Below are 18,020 nucleotides of genomic sequence, written 5' to 3' on the forward strand. Positions count from 1 at the left end.
ATGCCGTTTTCTCTAGCTATTTCGGATACTTTCATTCCATTTTCCTGTTTTTTGATATGTATTTGTTGAAGACAGATTTAAATACGGAGATCTGGAAAAGACAAATGGGAACATTAGGTGAAAATGAAAATGACTTAATTGGTTCATTTGATATTGTGGATGATAAACGTCTTATTTGGTGTGGTACCACTTTTAGGAATGGCGAATCCAACATGGCTGTTACGACAGCAGACGATTATGGAAATTTTCTATGGAATCTGACATTTGTACCACATAACAAAATCAATGAATATGGAAGGTGTATGGTAAAGACAGGAGAAGGTTATGTTATTGCAGGAAGTAAAAACAGGTCAACGGATCCAGCCAGTTTGAAAGATGTTTATATTGTAAAGACGGATATTAATGGAATATCAGGTGTTAATGATAAGTTTGTTGTGCCTGGCATTTTCAGCTCCGAGGCAAATTCAATAGTAGCCTTAGGCAATGGCGTTTATGGAATTACAGGGTATATCAGAACCGCAGCAGGAGACAAAAACATTTATGTGGCAAAAGTCACAGAAGAAGGAAAAGTGCTGGCATCAGCAGAATTCGGAGGCGCAGGAGACGATGAAGGCAAATACATCATCTATACAAAAGACGGAGGCTTTCTTGTGATAGGCACTATCTATGCAGTAAACAACTCTATGATGGCGGCCTACAAGATGAGCTCTGATTTAAAGCTTGTCAAATAATTTTAATTCAGAACCATATTAAAAAGGACTGTTGGAAAGCAGTCCTTTTTTTGTGTGTAATGAAATATTTTACCTTTTTTCTAAAATTAAATAGGCAACGTGGAGACTTGAAGTATAATCTGCTTTTGCTATTTTTAGATACACAGTGATGGAAGGGTTTGTTTTTTAATTTTCAGACTTGTCTATATTGAAAAGATTAAATCGCATTTATGGCACTATTTAAATCATTCATCGTGTATGTATATCTAGAAGAGTTAAGCATAAAAGGAGATTTTTATCTTTTCGAACTACAGACAAATGTTCCAGACGAACGTTTGCACAAATAGCTAATTAATTTCTGAGTTAATGCAAATATAAATAATTGCTCTTATGAAAAAGTGTATTCCCGTTGCGATATTAGGATCTCTGCTTTTTATAAATGTCCGATGTTCAATGAAAAAGAGTATAACTTCTGATTTAAATAATCTTTGTGAATTGGCAAATAAAATAAATAAAGAGGGCAATTCCTCGAGGTCAGATTTGGGGCTTCAATTTTTATCAGAAGCAAACAAATTAGAATTATCATATGAAACCCGTAAATTTTTAAATGAGTTAGCAATTCAAAAGAATAAAGTCTCTTACGTTCAATTTACTGACTTCGCTGCAAGAAATGAGATTGAAAATTTCCACTGTAAACTCAATAGAGGATTTAGTAGAAAAATGATCTAAGCATTTATTCATCGCTATTTTTAATTAGCAAAAGTATTTTAAACGCTTGGTTTTTAGTTAGATCTTTCTATTTTTGATATGTAATGTTGGAATATGGTTTTCCAAACAGATAATTTTATCCGTCATAGAATCAGCTTTTAATTTACAGTTAGAATTTTTTAGAGTAGTCGCTAAGTCATCATTCAATAGATAGATTGTGTTGGATAATGAGATTGCGCAGGAATGAGATATTCTGTCGTATAAGTAAGTCTTTCGTTTTAGCTAGTATTATACATATTCAGTTATGGGAGAATTTTTACATAAAGGTCGTCAAAGTAATGACAGTAACCGAAATCTTCATCAAACTCAGCAGAAGCAATTAAAAGTCGCTGATCAAAAATCTTCACAAGAAACAGAATTAAAGGAAGAACTGTCCCAGGATTTCTCCTCGCCGGAAGTAATGCAACGGAAATGGGATGGTTCGGAAGGTGGAGAGGATAATAATCAGAAGAGAGGTCCAGTGCCTCCTATGATGGAAGAAGAGGAGCCTGTTCAGAAGAAAGGGCCGGTGCCATTGCAGTTCCATGCAGCTGAAGAGGAAGAAATTCCTGTTCAGCGAAGAGGTCCTGTACCACCAATGAATACTGATTCAGATGAACTGTCTCATAGAGATTCTTCCTTATCTCACAAGATGCCACAATTAGTGCAAAGAAAGATGGAATCTTCATTTGGTCAGGATTTTTCTGATGTAAATATTCACAAGAACTCTGTACAATCAATAGAGATCAATGCTCATGCATTCACACAGGGCAATGACATACACTTTGCTCCGGGACAGTACAATCCTGAGTCGCAGCAAGGTCAGGAGCTTTTAGGTCATGAACTTACACACGTGGTCCAACAACGATCCGGAATAGTGAATCCTACTACTCAGATGAGGGGTGTTGGGATCAATAATGATATTGGTTTGGAGAAAGAGGCGGATGATATGGGTAAGTTGGCGGCACAAGGAAAGATGGTATCTTCTATTTCCTCAACATCCGGATCACCCATACAACGAAAGGCAGCATTTGATTATTTCAATCATAAGGTATTAGAGAATGAAACACTTATTCAAATAGCTACTGACTTTAGTGTTCCATTAGATAAAATTTTAGAGTTAAATAATATAAAGCCTAATCAGATAGTATCTCCTGGGACAATAATCAAAGTTCCTAATCCGGAAAAAATCAAGGAGGAGCAACCCAAGACAGAAAAAACTGATAAGCCAAAGAGTGAAGAACCAGACAGACTTGGTTTAATCGATCAGAAGAATCAGTATTTAAAAGTAACCGCTGAGGATTTTGAGAAATTTTTAAATCTATATAAGAAATTTTCTTTTCCGGAAATTGATGCTCAGGGTAATGTTAGTCCACATGAAATAAAGAAACCTGAGGAGGAGCTTAAGGATCTGAAATACCTTCTTGGTCCATTACAAAATGCTAATCCGGATATTAAAAAGAATCTTGACCTGGCAGAGCAGTATATCAAAGCGAAAGGTGAGAAAATAAAAGAGGTCTTAACTCCTGATAAAGCAATTGAATTTGTGGATAAATTATGGAAGTCAGGATTGCTTGGTAAGATTGCTATTATTATTCCTGCGGCGGCAGCTGCAGGAGGAGCAGGGTATTTAAGATATAAATCAGTTGAGCTTACATTAGAAGGAAATCCAGGTATAGTTGGAGAAGGAAATAAATTATTTAATCAATTACTTGACGAGGTATTGTTTAATAAAAAAATTGATATAGTTAAAGCGAAAGACCTGAATGGATCGATAAGTGATAAACCGGCTCAGGAGAGTTTGGGACTAAAAATTACAGGTAGTGAGAAGGATCAATTCGGTGCTGACTTAAGTTCGAAAACTACCTTCAATAAAGAGATTAATGAATCAGATAGGAATGATTGGAAAGAGGCCAAGTATGATGATAAAACTATCTGGTATTCTATGTCAAATAAGGATTATTATGATACCATTACCTTAAGACATTATATTCACAAAGCAACTGATCATAAAGTCTCCAGTGATTCTCAGATCGTCGGTAACTCCAATATTACTACAGTAGAAAATTTAATGAATAAGGGGACTGAAGTATCTGATGCAAAATTCATCTCTCTTAAAGATCAGAAATCGTATACTTATGCTCAGATTGCAGCACTCGTAGTTTCAGGAAGCATAGACAAGAATACCCCGATAGCGAAGGAATCAGAGATTAAAAAGGTTTCGGAAGTTGACTTGCTTGCTGCCTCTAAGTTGTATGGCAATGAATACATGTCCATAGATGCTTCAGCTAATGGCGGATTTGGTTTAAATAAAGATTTCAAACCCTTGAATTATAAGTTTGGAGGTGATCTTACACTTACTTTTCCTTTCCAGCATTCCGCTCCTTACCTGAAATTAGGTTATAGCCAGGATAAACATTATGAAATGGTTGGTCAAAATCTGAATCTATGGACTGAAAAGTTTATGTCTGAATTCCTTATAAAGATTGGTGCAAATTATAAGTTTGATATAGGAAGCTTCCACTCTGAAGTTGGAGGAAGTTTAGGATATAAACAAACTCATGAGAGTACAACCAATCCTTCCGGTGATTCAATAATTAAAGATGAGCATATATTTTCTGCGAGTCCATACTTCAAGGTAAATTTTGATAAAGACCATCAAACATTAAGCTTTGAGATAAGACCTGAATTTATGTATCAGGATGAAAAATTTAAAACAGCTTTTAATTTAGGCCTTAGTGGATTAAAATTAGGAAGCAATTCCTTTATAAAGGTGAATTTTAAAGTGAAGGATAATAAACTAGATACTGCTAATATGAGTATATTCTATAATTTTTAGAAACTTTATTCATAATATTCAAAAGATTTAAGGAGTTCTTTTACTTTTAGATATTCCTTGAGATCGGAAATTTGAAAATAATATTCTAACGTTTTATCGAGTGCTTTGGTGCAGTTGGCGTTTTTATTATTATTTTCTGTTGCATATATATTATAAGCCTTCCAGGTGCTTTCTATTGCCTTGTTGTATTTCTTTAATTTTGCATAGACTTCACCTATTTTGAAGTAAATATCACCCACTCTTGGATCATTTTTATTGAAAATTTTTGAGTCAACCTCAAGAATGTTTTTATATAAGTTTATTGCTTCATTGTAGTTTTTTCTGAAAATCAGGCTATCGCATTTTCTTTCCTTTTGAATAAATTTCAAATATCCATCGATATTAGATAGGCTTAAGGTTGTTTTATATTTTTCAACATAAAATATTGATGAGTCTATCTGCTCTTGTTTATTATAAATATTTGCTAGTTCAAGGAAGGTTGCTGCTTTAAGGTTTATGTCGGAATAAGTTGAACTGTTTCCAATTAGTTTCAATGAAGAATTAAATGAAGCTTTTGCTTTATCCCATTTTTCTTTCTTAGATAAATTCTTTCCGTATTCAAAGAAATATTCTTTTATTCCTGGGAATTCATTAGTACTATAGAGGGGCGAGACAACATCTTGAATTGCGTCAAAATAATATATGGCTGAATCTATTTTGTTTTCCATCGAACATAGCATTCCTAGACAACTGAATAAATTCATTTTATTAATTCCTTTTGCATATTCAGAGATTGAAGCTGTCTGATTTTTATTTATTGCTTTTAAAACAAAATTCGTTGAAGTATTTGGTTCTCCTACTCTTCTATAAACTTCAGCAATGAAATAGTAATCGGTGATGATTTTATTTTGGTCATTTAATTGGTTTGCATAAGTTATAGATGTGTTGAAGTATTCTTCTGCTTTTTCAAAATTATTTATTTCAAGATGGCATGTGCCCAATTCTTTAAAGTATAAGGGTAGATCCTGATACGGCTCTTTGTATTCCATTCTTGCAGTATTGATAGCTTTTGCAATGAAATTAAAGGCAATGGTAGGTTCATTCAGCTTGCGAAATATTTTGTACAGGAGGAAATAATTATCAATTATAAAATAATCCTTTCGGGGCAAATCCTGGAATGTAGATGAAGCTTTAATACATTCCTTTTTTGCTTCATTTAATTGGTTTTGATTATAATAAACTTCACAATTGAGACATCTTACCGTTGCAGTGTTATAATCTTCCTTTCCGGAATGATCTAAGAAACTTTTTAGAGATAATTGATAATAGTAATGTGCGGAATCGTATTGTTTGAGTTTATTATAGGCAAATCCAATACTTTCATAGCCAACTCCAATTCTTTCATAATTAACTCCGATTTTGGGATCTGAAAGATTTTTTTCTTTTTGATATTTTAAAATTTCAAAACCGATTAGTTTTGCTTCATTATATTTTTCTTCAGAAATAAGTTGTCTGAAAGTTGATGCATAATTATTAAAAATACTATCCTTCTCCTGAGCATGACTATGAGTAAATACTATGCATGTAAACAGGGCAATAAAGAATCTTAACATATTTAAATAATAAATAATGAACTAAATATTCTATTGTTGTTTTTTGTTGAATAGAATTTTTTTAAAAAGTTGGAACCAGGCCTCTTATTGTATAATATACTTAGGCAACTATTAAAATTAATAAATTTTATTTAAATAGATGATATTGCATAGACTAAAATGCTTATATACTCTCCATCGAGGCCAATCCTCGACAATGTGCTTTTTCTTATTAATCTTGCATGAGGTTGGTATAGTTAATAAGGTAAGCTATAAGTTTATCAGAATGGAATGGGTTCTATTTATTATTCCTTTTTTCTTAATGAAAAAGCAATAACAACAGGTTATATTTTTGTGAATAATATATTCCCTTTAGATCGAGACTGGGATATAAACAACGTAGATATTACATTGTCCCTTAAACCTTTTATTTAATTTCTTGATAAGAAGACTATGATTGAAGCAATAGTATTGTGCGAACTACTTTTTCAGTTTATATTATCTGTAATAGTATCATCCAAAACAAATGCTTCCATATTTATATAGTCTTGGTATTACTTTATATCCTGGCATTTTTATTTTTTTTGGCCGCAAATTATTTTCGTTACCTTTGGTGGTAACAAACTAATAGTATTTATGAAATCAGTTTACCGCCCTGAGATTATAATTATTATAATGGCTGCCTTTTTCTTTCATTGTAGGGCCTTTGCACAATGCAATTATAATAACCTTGTTGTTAACAGTGATTTTTCTGATGGTAATTCCGGATTTACTTCAGCATATCAATTTTGTGAAAAGAAAAATTGCCTCTATCCGGAAGGTAGGTATACTGTAGGTTCAGATATTAGCACTTATCATAGTGATTTTGTTGGAGTGGATCATACAAGCGGCAATGGGAGTTTTTTGATTGTTAATGGTGCCGGAAGCCCTGAAACCATTTGGTCACAGACTATAATCGTTAAGCCATATACAGAGTATAATTTTTCTTCATGGGTCTGTAGTGTTGTAGAAGGAGAGGTAGCACAGCTTCAGTTTTCCATTAATACAGACACACTAGGAAGTATTTTTTATGCTCCTTCTTCTGTAAACACCTGGGAAAAGTTTGACATAACGTGGAATTCCGGATCTTCAACGACTGCTGTTATCAAAATATTAGACCAAAATACGGTTCCTGGGGGAAATGATTTTGGTCTTGATGATATTTACTTTGTTGAGACCTGTGCCCTTGCTGTGCATTTTCTTAATATAAGTGCAGTTAATAAAAATTCTGTAACTGAATTAAAATGGAGTACATTATCTGAAAGATCTAGTAACTATTTTGAAGTTCAAAGATCTTCTGATGGAATTAATTTTGATTCTATTGGAAAAGTAAAGGCAAAGGGCAATTCAGGAACTATTGTGAATTACATCTTTGAAGATACTAAAGAAATATCTGGGTCTTTCTATTATAGAGTTGTGGAGTTTGATAATCAAGGGAGACAGGAGATGTCTTCCATTGTGGCAACGGAAGAAATGGCTGAAATAAAGGTTTTCCCCAATCCATGCGCAGGTAAACTAAATTTAATTTTTCAAGATCAGCCTCATGGCTTCATACAGATCAGTTTGACGAATGTAACAGGAGCTAATATTCCGCTTGATAACAGAATCTCTGGAACTATTACTGCAAAAAGGGTATATGATGTCTCAGACCTGGCCCCTGGAATTTACTTTTTGAACATAGGAACAGAATCAGGAAGAATATCTGAAAAAATTATAATTCCGTAAATAAGAATTTAATCAAAGTGTCTTATGAACCTCGTATTCAACTTTACGTTACTATTCTCTGTAATTGTTAGTTTAATAGTTGAACCTTGTTATAAATATCCTGAAATGGAAGAATTGCTTAAGTACAGAAAATATGACTATTCTTCATTAGTAAAAGAATTTGATATTAAAGATAGTGAAATAGATAAAGGGGGCAGCTATATAAAGTTGCATGGCTTATCCAGAGTTCATAAACCAGATATTCTCCCCGGCTATTTTTATTTTGATGGTGATAAGCTTGCCATGATCTACATAAGTGATGAAGATCGTCTTAGAAATATGTCCTTTGACAGCATAAAGTCAGCCTATGGTTCGGGTCATCGACTTTCATCCCGGGCAGGCAAAACAAGTAATTTGTATGTATATGCTGAATTGGGTTTTGCTGTTTCTGTAACTCATGGTCAAATAGACTTTATAGAAATATTTCCCTCCACAACGCTTGAGGATTACAAGAGCAGAATTCACAAAGAAGTTGTCTTCATCAGGTAATTTGAATAACTAAAATTCGATAAAAGAATTTTTTCCCTTGTGGTATGATTTTTTGGTTTGATATATCTGAAGTAATTTTGTGAACACAAGTCAGATAGTTTCATTTATGAAAGGATTCATTCAATCAGTCTTCTTAACCTTATTTCTTTTGTCTTGTAGTAGACCAACAAAACTTAAGGTTGGTGATGTTGCTCCGGATTTTACTTCCAAGGATCAGGATGGAAAAATTGTAACACTCAGTTCATTCAAAGGTAAAAAGGTAATTCTTTATTTTTATCCAAAAGACAATACTCCTGGATGCACTAAGGAGGCTTGTAATTTCAGAGACAATTATGAGCTTTTGCAAAAAGATGGTTACACTGTTTTAGGTGTGAGCTCAGATGACGAAGCGTCTCATAGAATCTTCAAGAATCAGTTTAGGCTTCCATTTACACTTATTGCAGATGTAGACAAGTCTATTCACGAAAAGTATGGGACGTGGGTGGAAAAGGAAAGAGGTGGAGAAAAGTTCATGGGTACTTCAAGAGTTACCTTTATTATTGATGAGAATGGTTTGATAAGTGAAATCATTGACGAGGTAATTCCCTCGGCACATACTGAGCAAATAAGAAAAGAATTTTAATATTAGATCTTCATTCGTTAATGAAAAAGGCTGTCTCTTTGTGAGGCAGCCTTTTTACTATTATAAGGACATTATATTATTTCTTAAACTCTAGTAACTGAAACTTATTTGTCCTTTTATTCAGGTACCCCAGAATTACGTTTTGTTTATATGCTGTTGTATTGTTGACCTCTGGTCCTGCAGGTCCGAATTTATCTTCTTTATAATCTGTAATCTTTTGCATCGCACTCTTAGGAATGTTGCCTTCAACGTGTTCAAAGGTATCGTCAAACAAACTTTCGAAATGTACAAGATTTATTCTTGTCATTGTCGGACCGCTGTTTGGAAAGTAAGAGGAATATCCGAACCCTGGATAACCGTATCCAAGCGATGCTGTAGTATACGGACTGAAGGATGACCCGGAACTTATGGGAGTACCCGTACCAGCACCTTTATATACAGTAAATTCTTCATATGAACCTATTTGTACTGCCAGCTTATTTTTCTCTGTTTTATTGACAACGATAGCAATGTCTCCACCAAGTGCTTTTTTGAAGAACTGTGAAGTCTTTCTTATTATTTTCTCATCATTGTTATCAAAACCCACTATAATGCCTTCCTGCACCATTGGGGAGTTAGCTATGTTCACTTCATTTTCTTCAGGGAAAATATTGTATGTAGCCAACAGACTCATGGTGTCAAGGTTGAGCACGGTGAGGTTCATCTGGTCAGGATTCATGCTTATCCTGAATAGAGTATTGTCAGTAATGAAGCTATTACCTTGTTGCCTTGACACGTTGGTTGTTCTTTCAAGTGTAAAGTTCAGCTTTTTATATACGGAGGTTTTTTTATATGTATCTATCTCTATCAGATGTGTTCTGTCTGCATCGTCAAAGGTGAAGAAGATTTTACCTTTGGAGTGATACAGTTTTTTATCTGAGTGCACAGACCTGATTGTATTAACCGTCTCGGGATTGATGTCGTCAATTACAAGTGGTTTTTCCTCTTCAGTGCCATCGCTTTTTCGGCTGAGTCTTCCGTAGAATGTCGGGAATTCCATATTGTACATGTCTGCCTGAAGTGTCGCTACATGTGGAGAGATGGTATATACGCTCACATCATTCTTATACTGCATTACTGTTAGTATATAGAATTTGCCATCCATATTAAAGCCTTTAAGTACCTGTTCTTTTGGCTGAAGGACAAAGAACTTTTCGTAAGACTGTTCTCCTGTAACTCTGTTAACTTTCAGTTGAGATAAAATATTGGACTTTGGATGATGAAAGTAGAACACGGCATATATAGAATCTATCAGGCCACCGAGTATTTCTTCTTTCTTTTCATCGGCACTTCTTTTATAAACAGTTTTCCTCTGCTCATTAAAATCATCAGAAAGTATAATGGTTTGATATTGTTTGTTCGTCTTAAACAAAAATGCAAGCCCTTTACCAGCCTGAGCTACAGAATATACATCCTTCGGATTTTGAATAGTAAGGTTTAGCGCGGTAATCTCGTGTTGTGCATTGGCTGTCATTGTCATGCAAAAGACAATGGTCAGCAGTAAAATACCTTTTCTCATAATTATACTCCCTTAAGACAACGGTGCATTCTCGCTGAATTCGCACGTTCCCTCATAAGGGAACTGATCGCTCCGTTCAGAAAAATGCCGCTATCATGTTGGCTACGATAGGAAAACAGGTATTTTTTTCTTTAGTTTTTTTTATATCAAAAGCTTGTAATATTTTTTATCATTTCGTACATTTACTTTGACTTATAATATTCATTAGCAAATAATTAAATTTTTTTAATAGTATAAAAACGCATACTAAAAATTATAAGAAATGAATAAAATTAGAATTCTCCCTTATTTACTTGTCTTATTTATTGTATCTCCCTTAAGTACTTATGCAGCCGGTGAGCGCAAGTATGAAACAATTGCAATCGGGTCGTTCTTTGCTCTTGCTCTTATTGCTTTGGTTGTCTACTATCTCAAGTGGAAAATGAGTACTAGCACAGGGGACAAATTTATTTACAGACAAGTGGAAGAAATCCGTAATGGAAGACGGGTTGTTGTAAACAAGAAGTTTAAAGTAGTGCATGACAAACAAGATAAAAAAGTAAAAAGACGTCCAGGGGCTTAAACCTGATCTTATTAATTGAATATTTAAAAGCTCTCTGGTTAGAAGAGCTTTTTTTTCATTATTGTGAGTTAAATCTGATGAAGTGGTTTTACCAATTTTATATTCCGCGCAATTCTCAATACCAGCCTTTATTATGTCGACTTTTTTCAAGAGCGTTTGAAGTTTTAAATTTTCTTTTAGAAGTTCTTTAACACAATTTTTTTCAGGTAAATTAATCCTGTCTCGATGCCCGCGCCAATATTCAATATATCGTTGAAGAAGTTACCGGAATAATCAGGTATCCCTGTATATATCCATTCTGTTTGCTCTTCATTTTCTTGTATTAAACCCATATTTCATGTGTTTCAATATGGCCTTAACTGGCCGGCAAAAAGATTGTTTATGAGTTGTTCATTTCCTTCCGAAAATTTTTTTTTCTCCCTGCCCATTTTTTTGATTTCGATATCAAAATAAAGTTTTCATATACTTAGATTGAAAAGGTGGGAAATTGTTTGTCCTTGATTGAGAATTATTTCAATGAGGCAATTTTTCCCTGAAATAACCATAAACCCAAGTTCCCGCAATGGCGCTCAGCAAGGATATAATAATAACAGTTGCACCTGTTCCTACTTGAGCAAATAATGGTCCTGGACAAGCTCCTGTCATGGCCCAGCCGAGCCCAAACAACAAGCCCCCATATATTTGTCCTTTATTGAATGTCTTTGGATGAAATTTTATTTCTTCCCCACTAAGGGTTTTGATGTTGAATTTTTTTATTAGTAAAACGGAGATTAATCCGGTTGCAACAGCACTTCCAATTACACCATACATGTGGAAAGATTCCAGCCTGAACATTTCCTGAATGCGGAACCAGCTTATGATTTCAGCTTTTACAAATACGATTCCGAAAGCTATCCCAACTATCGCGTATTTTAAATAATGCCACCAAGGGGCAGATTGATTTATTTCCTGATGAGTCATTTGAATAAAATTTTAAAGAGAAAGAATAAGTGGAAGAATTAGATTAGCCATGATAAAACCTCCTATCATAAAGCAAATAGTTGCTATTAAGGATGGCCATTGAAGTGTTGACAATCCCATGATGGCGTGACCACTGGTGCAGCCTCCGGCATATCTTGTTCCGAAACCAACTAGAAATCCGCCTACCACCATTAGGAGGAATCCTCTGAGTGAAAACAAGGAATTCCAATTAAATAAATCTTCTGGCACTATGTTTTGATAATTTGTAATGCCGTATGCAGACAGGTCTGTAGCAAGCTGTTGGTTGACTAAAACTGGCTCCGGATTAGTTAGAAATGTAGCTGCTATAAATCCGCCGATAACAATGCCAACGACAAAGAATAGATTCCAGGCTTCTTTCTTCCAATCATATTGGAAAAAGGGAATTTTTGCAGGAATACATGCAGCACAAATGTGTCTTAGGTTTGAGCTTATACCAAAGGATTTATTACCAATGAGTAAGAGAATAGGAACCGTTAGTCCGATTAATGGTCCAGCCACGTACCATGGCCAGGGCTGAGATATAAATTCTATAATATTCATGATGCACTTTACTTTTGGGTAAATAAAATGCCTTGATGAAGTTATAAACTTCATTGAGACATTTATTTACCGTGATGTTTTATATTTTTGAATGATAATGCGTCTCTGCATTTTTAGGATTATGGTATGAATTTACCTTTTTGTGTTTTTCATAACCATAGCAGAGCCTTTTCTGAAGCAGTTTGTACCTTCTTTATTTTTATCCTACACCTTCAATAATTTGCTTTGACAAACGAAATCTGTTTTGGGAACAGAAGTTTTGGCTATAGCTCCAAATCCTCCCGCTATTTCCGTAAAGTTTCTATAGCCTCTGGCCTGCAATATAGAAGCAGCCATCATGCTTCTATAGCCACCGGCGCAATGCAGATAGAAATGCTCTTTGGGATTAATATCTTTTATCCAGTCATTAATATAGGTAAGGGGTTTGTTAAATGCCTCCTGTACATGTTCTGCAGAGTATTCTGTTTCTTTTCGAACATCGATAACTTTGCTTTCTCCGATTCTGATTCTCTTTGAAAATTCTTCAGCATCTATACGGTTTACAGAGTCAGTTTCTTTTCCTTCCGCTAGCCATGATTCAAAGCCACCTTTGAGATGTCCTAAGATATTGTCAAAGCCCACTCTGCTCAGTCGGGTTACGGCATCTTCTTCTTTTCCTGGGTCTGTTACCAGTATTATTGGCTGCTTTACATCAGCAATCAGGGATCCGACCCAGGGAGCAAAGTCCCCATTCAGCCCAATGTTGATTGACTGTGGAATAAAGGATTTGTAAAACTCCGTGTTTGCTCTTGTATCTAGTACCAGAGCATTCCTGGCTTCTGCAAGATCTTCTAATTCTGAAGGGCTGAGTGGTTTAAGTCCATGATTCAATACTTCATCAAAACTTTCATAACCTTTTTTATTCAAAGCGGCATTCAGAGGAAAGTATGCTGGTGGAGGCAATAGTCCATCGGTTACTTCTTTTATGAAAGATGCCTTGTCTGGCTGATTCAGTGCATAATTGGTTTTTTTCTGATTGCCCAACGTGTCGATGGTTTCTTTCATCATGTTCTTTCCGCAGGCGCTTCCAGCGCCATGTGCAGGATAGACGATGATATCATCTGCGAGGGGTAATATCTTTTTCATGAGACTTTCATAAAGCATACCTGCCAGATCTTCGGCTGTGATCTGGCCTGCTTTCTGAGCCAGGTCTGGTCTTCCAACATCCCCAAGAAACAAAGTATCACCGCTGAATATAGCGTAGTCTTTTCCTTCTTCGTTTTTTAAAAGGTAAACTGTGCTTTCAAGCGTATGTCCTGGAGTATGCAATACTTTAATGGTGACGTTACCCAATTTGAACTCTTGTCCGTCAACAGCAACTATTGAGTCAAATTCAGTGGTCGCTGTCGGGCCATAGACGATGGGCGCTCCCGTTTTTCTGCTTAGATCAAGGTGTCCCGATACAAAGTCAGCATGAAAATGAGTTTCGAAAATATATTTGATCTTCGCTCCTGCTTTTTCAGCGCGGGTTATATATGGTCCGACTTCTCTAAGAGGGTCAATGATTGCAACTTCTCCTGCAGATTCAATATAGTATGCACCCTGTGCGAGGCAACCAGTATAAATTTGTTCAACTTTCATAACAATAATTAAGGGTGAAACAGTATTTCTTTTATTATAATAAATAATCCAAGAACAAGTGTAAAGTAACCAAAAGCAGGTTTTAATTTATCTCCCTGTACTTTTTTTGATAAAATCGTACCAATGAAAATTCCGAAGAGTGCAAAAGAGGTGTACACAAGAAGGAAATTCCAATCAGCGGTTAAACCTGCATAAAGATCACCGGTGAATCCAATAAGAGAATTCGCTGCAATGATCAGCAATGATGTACCAATGGAAACTTTCATTGGCAGGCCCACAAGCAGTACTAATGCAGGAATTATCAGGAAGCCTCCGCCTGCTCCGACAAATCCGGTAAGTACTCCCAAAATAAATCCTTCGACAATGATCATGGGGTAATTAAATCTTACTGTCGCTGGATTAAACTCCTCTTCGGTCATTGTTTTGTTCAATTGCTTTTTGATCATAGAATAGGACGCCACAATCATTAGTATTGCAAAGGCAATCATGATCAATACTTCTTTGTTCAGTACAATTCCGGAATATTCTACGATTTTATCTGGCAGCAGAGGTACCAGAAATCTTCTGGTCATGAAAACAGACGTGAAAGATGGTACTGAAAAAGCAATTGCAGCTCTGTAGCACAATTGCTTTTTCCTGAAATAGCTAATGGCACCGGCCAGAGAAGTAGAGCCGACAACAAAGAGTGAGTAAGCTGTAGATGTAACCGGACTTAGTTTTAAAAGATAAACCAGCACTGGTACCGTAAGTATTGAGCCCCCCCCACCAATAAGGCCTAAAGTGAGTCCAATCAGTATCGCAAACAAATAACCTAAAATTTCCATAGCCTTAAATTCAGATATTTACATATTTAAATAATTACATATATTGAGATTAAAAAAAACTCAATCGCATTCGCATTGAGCCACGCACTCGAGAATTTTTATGATGCGTTTTTCTTTTAATTCATAAACCATGTTTTTGCCCTCTCTCTGGCATTTGAGGATTTTTTTGTCTTTCATGGCAATTAAGTGGTGAGATAGCGCAGCTTGTTCTATTTTAAGCTGTTCTTGCATTTCCCCTACATTCATTCTGGTATTCTTTTCAAGCAGCTCGATTATAGACATACGGACGGGATGTGCAATTGTCTTAAGGACAGCACAAGCTTTTTCAAGCTTTTCAATACTGATTCCGGTTTTAGAGTCTGTTGTAGATTCCATTCTGATATCGTTGTGATTATCTAAACGTAAATATATGTAAAAAGTTTCATATGAAAAAGAATAGATGTGATTTTCGCATTTTATAGCCTGCAACCGAGAACTACAAAGAAATTAACTGAATTGAATTTAGTAGTGTAAGGAGCATCTTTGTAAATATTGGACATTGGAAATTGGTAACGGGCGACCAGATGAAAAAAAGCCTTTTTAGCGAATTTATAACCAAAAGTACCGCCAGCAAAAGGAGCAATGACAAAGTCATTTAGTTTTGTAGAAGAGAGGGTGAACTCTTCTTTTTTGGAAAGATAGTACATTGGCGACATACCTGCATGTATTCCAACAATATTGGTTTCGTGTAAAGGGTAATAATTAAGAGAAACGGGGACCTCTATATAATGATATTTTACTTTGGCAATTTTGCTGACAGCCGTGCCATTCGGTCCGGCAAAAGAAATAGCATCTTTTCCTCCAAATGTTGAATAAGTTGGTTCTATTCCAATGTCAAAAACTTTAGATATGCCTGGGAAAAAGACAATTCCAAATGAAGGCGCAACGATAGCCGAAGTCTCCAAAGCAGAAGAATTACTTTTAATATTAGAAATATTAAACCCTCCTTTCAATCCTAATGACTGACTGAATGAGAGAACAGGTATCAGTATGAGTAAAATCAGGAGAGCCTTCTTCATAAATTTGAGTTTAAGAATGGAGATTTTACCGGAATTGAATTTCATCAGGAAAATCTATTTATGAACTGGAAACTTAAGCTTCTGTTTGTCTTATTACTGATTCGTTACAAATTTTAATCAGAAAATAAAAACAGAAAGGAGTGTTGAGGAATTAACTTTCACAAGATTTTTTTCTGTTTTCCCAGATTAATGTCAAGAGTTTTTAATTATTCCGTATATTATTTTTGTTAAATTTGATTTTACAATTTTCTCAATTAGTTCGTATGAAGAAGTATCTTTTTCTTATATTATTTTTTCTCGGTCATTGGGCGATAAGCCAGAAGTTAGAGTGGGCAAGAACGATACATGTACAAGAATTGAATCCAGGATATCAATATGAATCGCAAATATTCGATCTGCAAATAGATAAACAAGGAGACATTTTGTTTTCGGGGGCCTTTCTCGGTGATACTTTATATTTAGATGAAGTAAATAAACTTTTCCGATCTAAGGCATTGCCATATCCAACAGATCCAAATTATGTAAATTTTATAACGAAATTAGATCGCGATGGAAAAGTTAAATGGGGAAAAGAGACGGGGTTCACCTATCAGAACATTCTTTATCATGTGCCTGCAAGAGGAGTGCAAATTTCTCTCGATAGTTTAGATAATGTTAGTCTTGGCACAGAATTTTATCCTATGGCAAAATTAAGGGCTAATGGCTCTCTTCTTTTTGCAAAAGATAGCTCAAATCTTAATTCTAGCGAAAATTTCAGAGCATCTGATAATAATGGAAACACATATGTTTTCAGGTCAACATCTGATTTTTTTAAGGCAGATTATGATTATGGTCCCAAAGTAAAAAATCTTCCTAATGATTTTTCAATTTGTTTTGAAGAAGTCTGTACCGAAGTAGCACTTGCTAAGTATGATTCCTATGGAAATTTAATTTGGGTCACAAGAGTTTCTCCTAGAGACTTTACATATGAAAAAAGCATAATTCTTGACAGCCAGAAAAATATTTATCTTCTATTTTCAAGAAATTTTAAAGATTACCTTGCAAAATTTGATAATAATGGTGGAAAATTATGGGAAAAATCTGTGGGGGATGCTTCTTCTATTACGATTCATAACTCCAGGATTTATACAGAAGGTGAGATTTATGACCTTGATGGTACTGTCATTGGGAACTTATTATTTGGTTCTAATGAGGGAAATGCAGTAGTGGAATGTTTCTCAATAGATAATACAGGACGGTATGTTTTAGGAAAATTTTCTGGCACTGTGGACTTTGACCCAGGTGTAGGGGTACAATCTTTTACCTCAGCTTCAGAAAAGGGATACTTGGCGAAATATGATTTGGAAGGTAATCTTGAATGGGTTCATGCCTTGAGTTTTTTAGTTCTCGGAGCAAAAATTAATATTGATAGCACAGGAAATATTATAATTATTGGTGAAATTCAAAATGAAAGTGCAGATTTAGATTTTAGCGCTGAGCAGCATATTGTTACCGCAAGTCCTAGAGCCTTTTTCATCGCCAAATACTCTCAACCAAAAGAAAAATCTCCCCAATTTATTTCCTGGGATCAAATAGGTGATAAAACAATAGAAGATAAAGAAATCGAAATCAATGCTACCGGCGGAGCTTCCGGAAATCCTGTAAGACTTAGTATAGCAACTATTCCTTCTTCTGGAGTCGCCACAATCAATGGCAATATTATTACAGTCCTTGGCCCGGGAGATGTTACAGTTTGGGCATCACAAGATGGTAATGATGATTACTTTGTGGCATTTGATTTATCACAGACATTTAATATCTCTGTGGTAAGCAGTCTTTCAACAATTGCAAAAGAGCAAATAAATGTTTTCCCCAACCCATTAAAAGATGAGTTTTTTATAAGCGGAAACCTAAGAGCTATCAACAGCATTGAATTAACAGATCTTCAGGGCAAAGCTGTCTCATTTAATAAAGAATTGTCCAACGAAAATCTTAAAGTTTCTTTAAAGGCGAATAAGTCAGGAATCTATTTATTGAAGGTATATACAGATGAAAAAGTGGAATACAGAAAAATAACGATAGAGTAAATCTGAAAA

17 protein-coding genes are annotated in these 18,020 nt (G+C 35.1%); 8 read left to right on the top strand and 9 right to left on the bottom strand.

Features of this window, described 5'->3' with window-relative positions:
• The 3 genes from J7604_RS16935 to J7604_RS16945 form a co-directional block, all read left to right on the top strand.
• The coding region (locus tag J7604_RS16935; RefSeq protein WP_293897981.1) for a hypothetical protein at positions 1-731 on the top strand (731 nt) is incomplete at its 5' end.
• Between the two features lie 369 nt (positions 732-1,100).
• The gene (locus tag J7604_RS16940; RefSeq protein WP_293897984.1) at positions 1,101-1,439 is read left to right on the top strand and encodes a hypothetical protein; all 339 of its coding nucleotides are present in this window, start codon (positions 1,101-1,103) and stop codon (positions 1,437-1,439) included.
• A gap of 283 nt (positions 1,440-1,722) precedes the next feature.
• The gene (locus J7604_RS16945; RefSeq protein WP_293897987.1) at positions 1,723-4,296 is read left to right on the top strand and encodes a DUF4157 domain-containing protein; all 2,574 of its coding nucleotides are present in this window, start codon (positions 1,723-1,725) and stop codon (positions 4,294-4,296) included.
• Between the two features lie 5 nt (positions 4,297-4,301).
• On the opposite strand, the gene J7604_RS16950 is transcribed toward J7604_RS16945, so the two are convergent.
• A complete protein-coding gene (locus J7604_RS16950; RefSeq protein WP_293897990.1) occupies positions 4,302-5,888 on the bottom strand; it encodes a tetratricopeptide repeat protein in 1,587 nt (528 codons plus the stop codon).
• A 615-nt stretch (positions 5,889-6,503) separates the two neighbouring features.
• Between J7604_RS16950 and J7604_RS16955 the strand changes: the two genes are divergently transcribed.
• From J7604_RS16955 to bcp, 3 genes are all read left to right on the top strand, one after another.
• Positions 6,504-7,631: a T9SS type A sorting domain-containing protein gene (locus J7604_RS16955; RefSeq protein ID WP_293897993.1), complete on the top strand. Its 1,128-nt coding sequence runs from the start codon at positions 6,504-6,506 to the stop codon at positions 7,629-7,631.
• 24 nt (positions 7,632-7,655) lie between these two features.
• A complete protein-coding gene (locus tag J7604_RS16960; protein ID WP_293897995.1) occupies positions 7,656-8,159 on the top strand; it encodes a hypothetical protein in 504 nt (167 codons plus the stop codon).
• Positions 8,160-8,265: 106 nt separating this feature from the next.
• A complete protein-coding gene (gene bcp / locus J7604_RS16965; protein ID WP_293897998.1) occupies positions 8,266-8,781 on the top strand; it encodes a thioredoxin-dependent thiol peroxidase in 516 nt (171 codons plus the stop codon).
• 76 nt (positions 8,782-8,857) lie between these two features.
• Here the strand turns inward: bcp and J7604_RS16970 are convergent, their stop codons facing one another.
• A complete protein-coding gene (locus J7604_RS16970; RefSeq protein ID WP_293898001.1) occupies positions 8,858-10,339 on the bottom strand; it encodes a hypothetical protein in 1,482 nt (493 codons plus the stop codon).
• Positions 10,340-10,601: 262 nt separating this feature from the next.
• Here J7604_RS16970 and J7604_RS16975 point away from each other — a divergent pair, with 262 nt between their 5' ends.
• Complete coding sequence (locus J7604_RS16975; protein ID WP_293898004.1) at positions 10,602-10,901, top strand: hypothetical protein; 300 nt, start codon at positions 10,602-10,604, stop codon at positions 10,899-10,901.
• A gap of 176 nt (positions 10,902-11,077) precedes the next feature.
• Here J7604_RS16975 and J7604_RS16980 read toward each other — a convergent pair whose 3' ends face one another.
• The 7 genes from J7604_RS16980 to J7604_RS17010 all read right to left on the bottom strand — a co-directional run bounded on the left by J7604_RS16980 (position 11,078) and on the right by J7604_RS17010 (position 15,945).
• Positions 11,078-11,233: a hypothetical protein gene (locus J7604_RS16980; RefSeq protein ID WP_293898007.1), complete on the bottom strand. Its 156-nt coding sequence runs from the start codon at positions 11,231-11,233 to the stop codon at positions 11,078-11,080.
• A gap of 181 nt (positions 11,234-11,414) precedes the next feature.
• A complete protein-coding gene (locus J7604_RS16985) occupies positions 11,415-11,861 on the bottom strand; it encodes a DUF6691 family protein (RefSeq protein WP_293898010.1) in 447 nt (148 codons plus the stop codon).
• Positions 11,862-11,873: 12 nt separating this feature from the next.
• Positions 11,874-12,443, bottom strand: coding sequence for a YeeE/YedE thiosulfate transporter family protein (locus J7604_RS16990; protein WP_293898013.1), 570 nt, complete (start codon positions 12,441-12,443; stop codon positions 11,874-11,876).
• Between the two features lie 204 nt (positions 12,444-12,647).
• A complete protein-coding gene (locus J7604_RS16995) occupies positions 12,648-14,063 on the bottom strand; it encodes an MBL fold metallo-hydrolase (protein ID WP_293898016.1) in 1,416 nt (471 codons plus the stop codon).
• An 8-nt stretch (positions 14,064-14,071) separates the two neighbouring features.
• A complete protein-coding gene (locus J7604_RS17000) occupies positions 14,072-14,887 on the bottom strand; it encodes a sulfite exporter TauE/SafE family protein (RefSeq protein WP_293898019.1) in 816 nt (271 codons plus the stop codon).
• Between the two features lie 60 nt (positions 14,888-14,947).
• On the bottom strand, positions 14,948-15,262 hold the full coding sequence (locus J7604_RS17005; protein WP_293898022.1) for a helix-turn-helix transcriptional regulator: 315 nt from the start codon (positions 15,260-15,262) through the stop codon (positions 14,948-14,950).
• Positions 15,263-15,342: 80 nt separating this feature from the next.
• Positions 15,343-15,945 (bottom strand): outer membrane beta-barrel protein, encoded by a 603-nt coding sequence (locus J7604_RS17010; RefSeq protein ID WP_293898025.1) that lies wholly within the window; start codon positions 15,943-15,945, stop codon positions 15,343-15,345.
• Positions 15,946-16,208: 263 nt separating this feature from the next.
• Between J7604_RS17010 and J7604_RS17015 the strand changes: the two genes are divergently transcribed.
• Entirely contained in the window at positions 16,209-18,011 is a 1,803-nt protein-coding gene (locus J7604_RS17015) for a T9SS type A sorting domain-containing protein (RefSeq protein WP_293898028.1), read from the top strand.
• The last annotated feature ends 9 nt before the right edge of the window (positions 18,012-18,020 follow it).

The sequence above is a fragment of the Sporocytophaga sp. genome (genome assembly GCF_017745095.1).
In the GTDB taxonomy this organism is placed as follows: Bacteria; Bacteroidota; Bacteroidia; order Cytophagales; family Cytophagaceae; genus Sporocytophaga.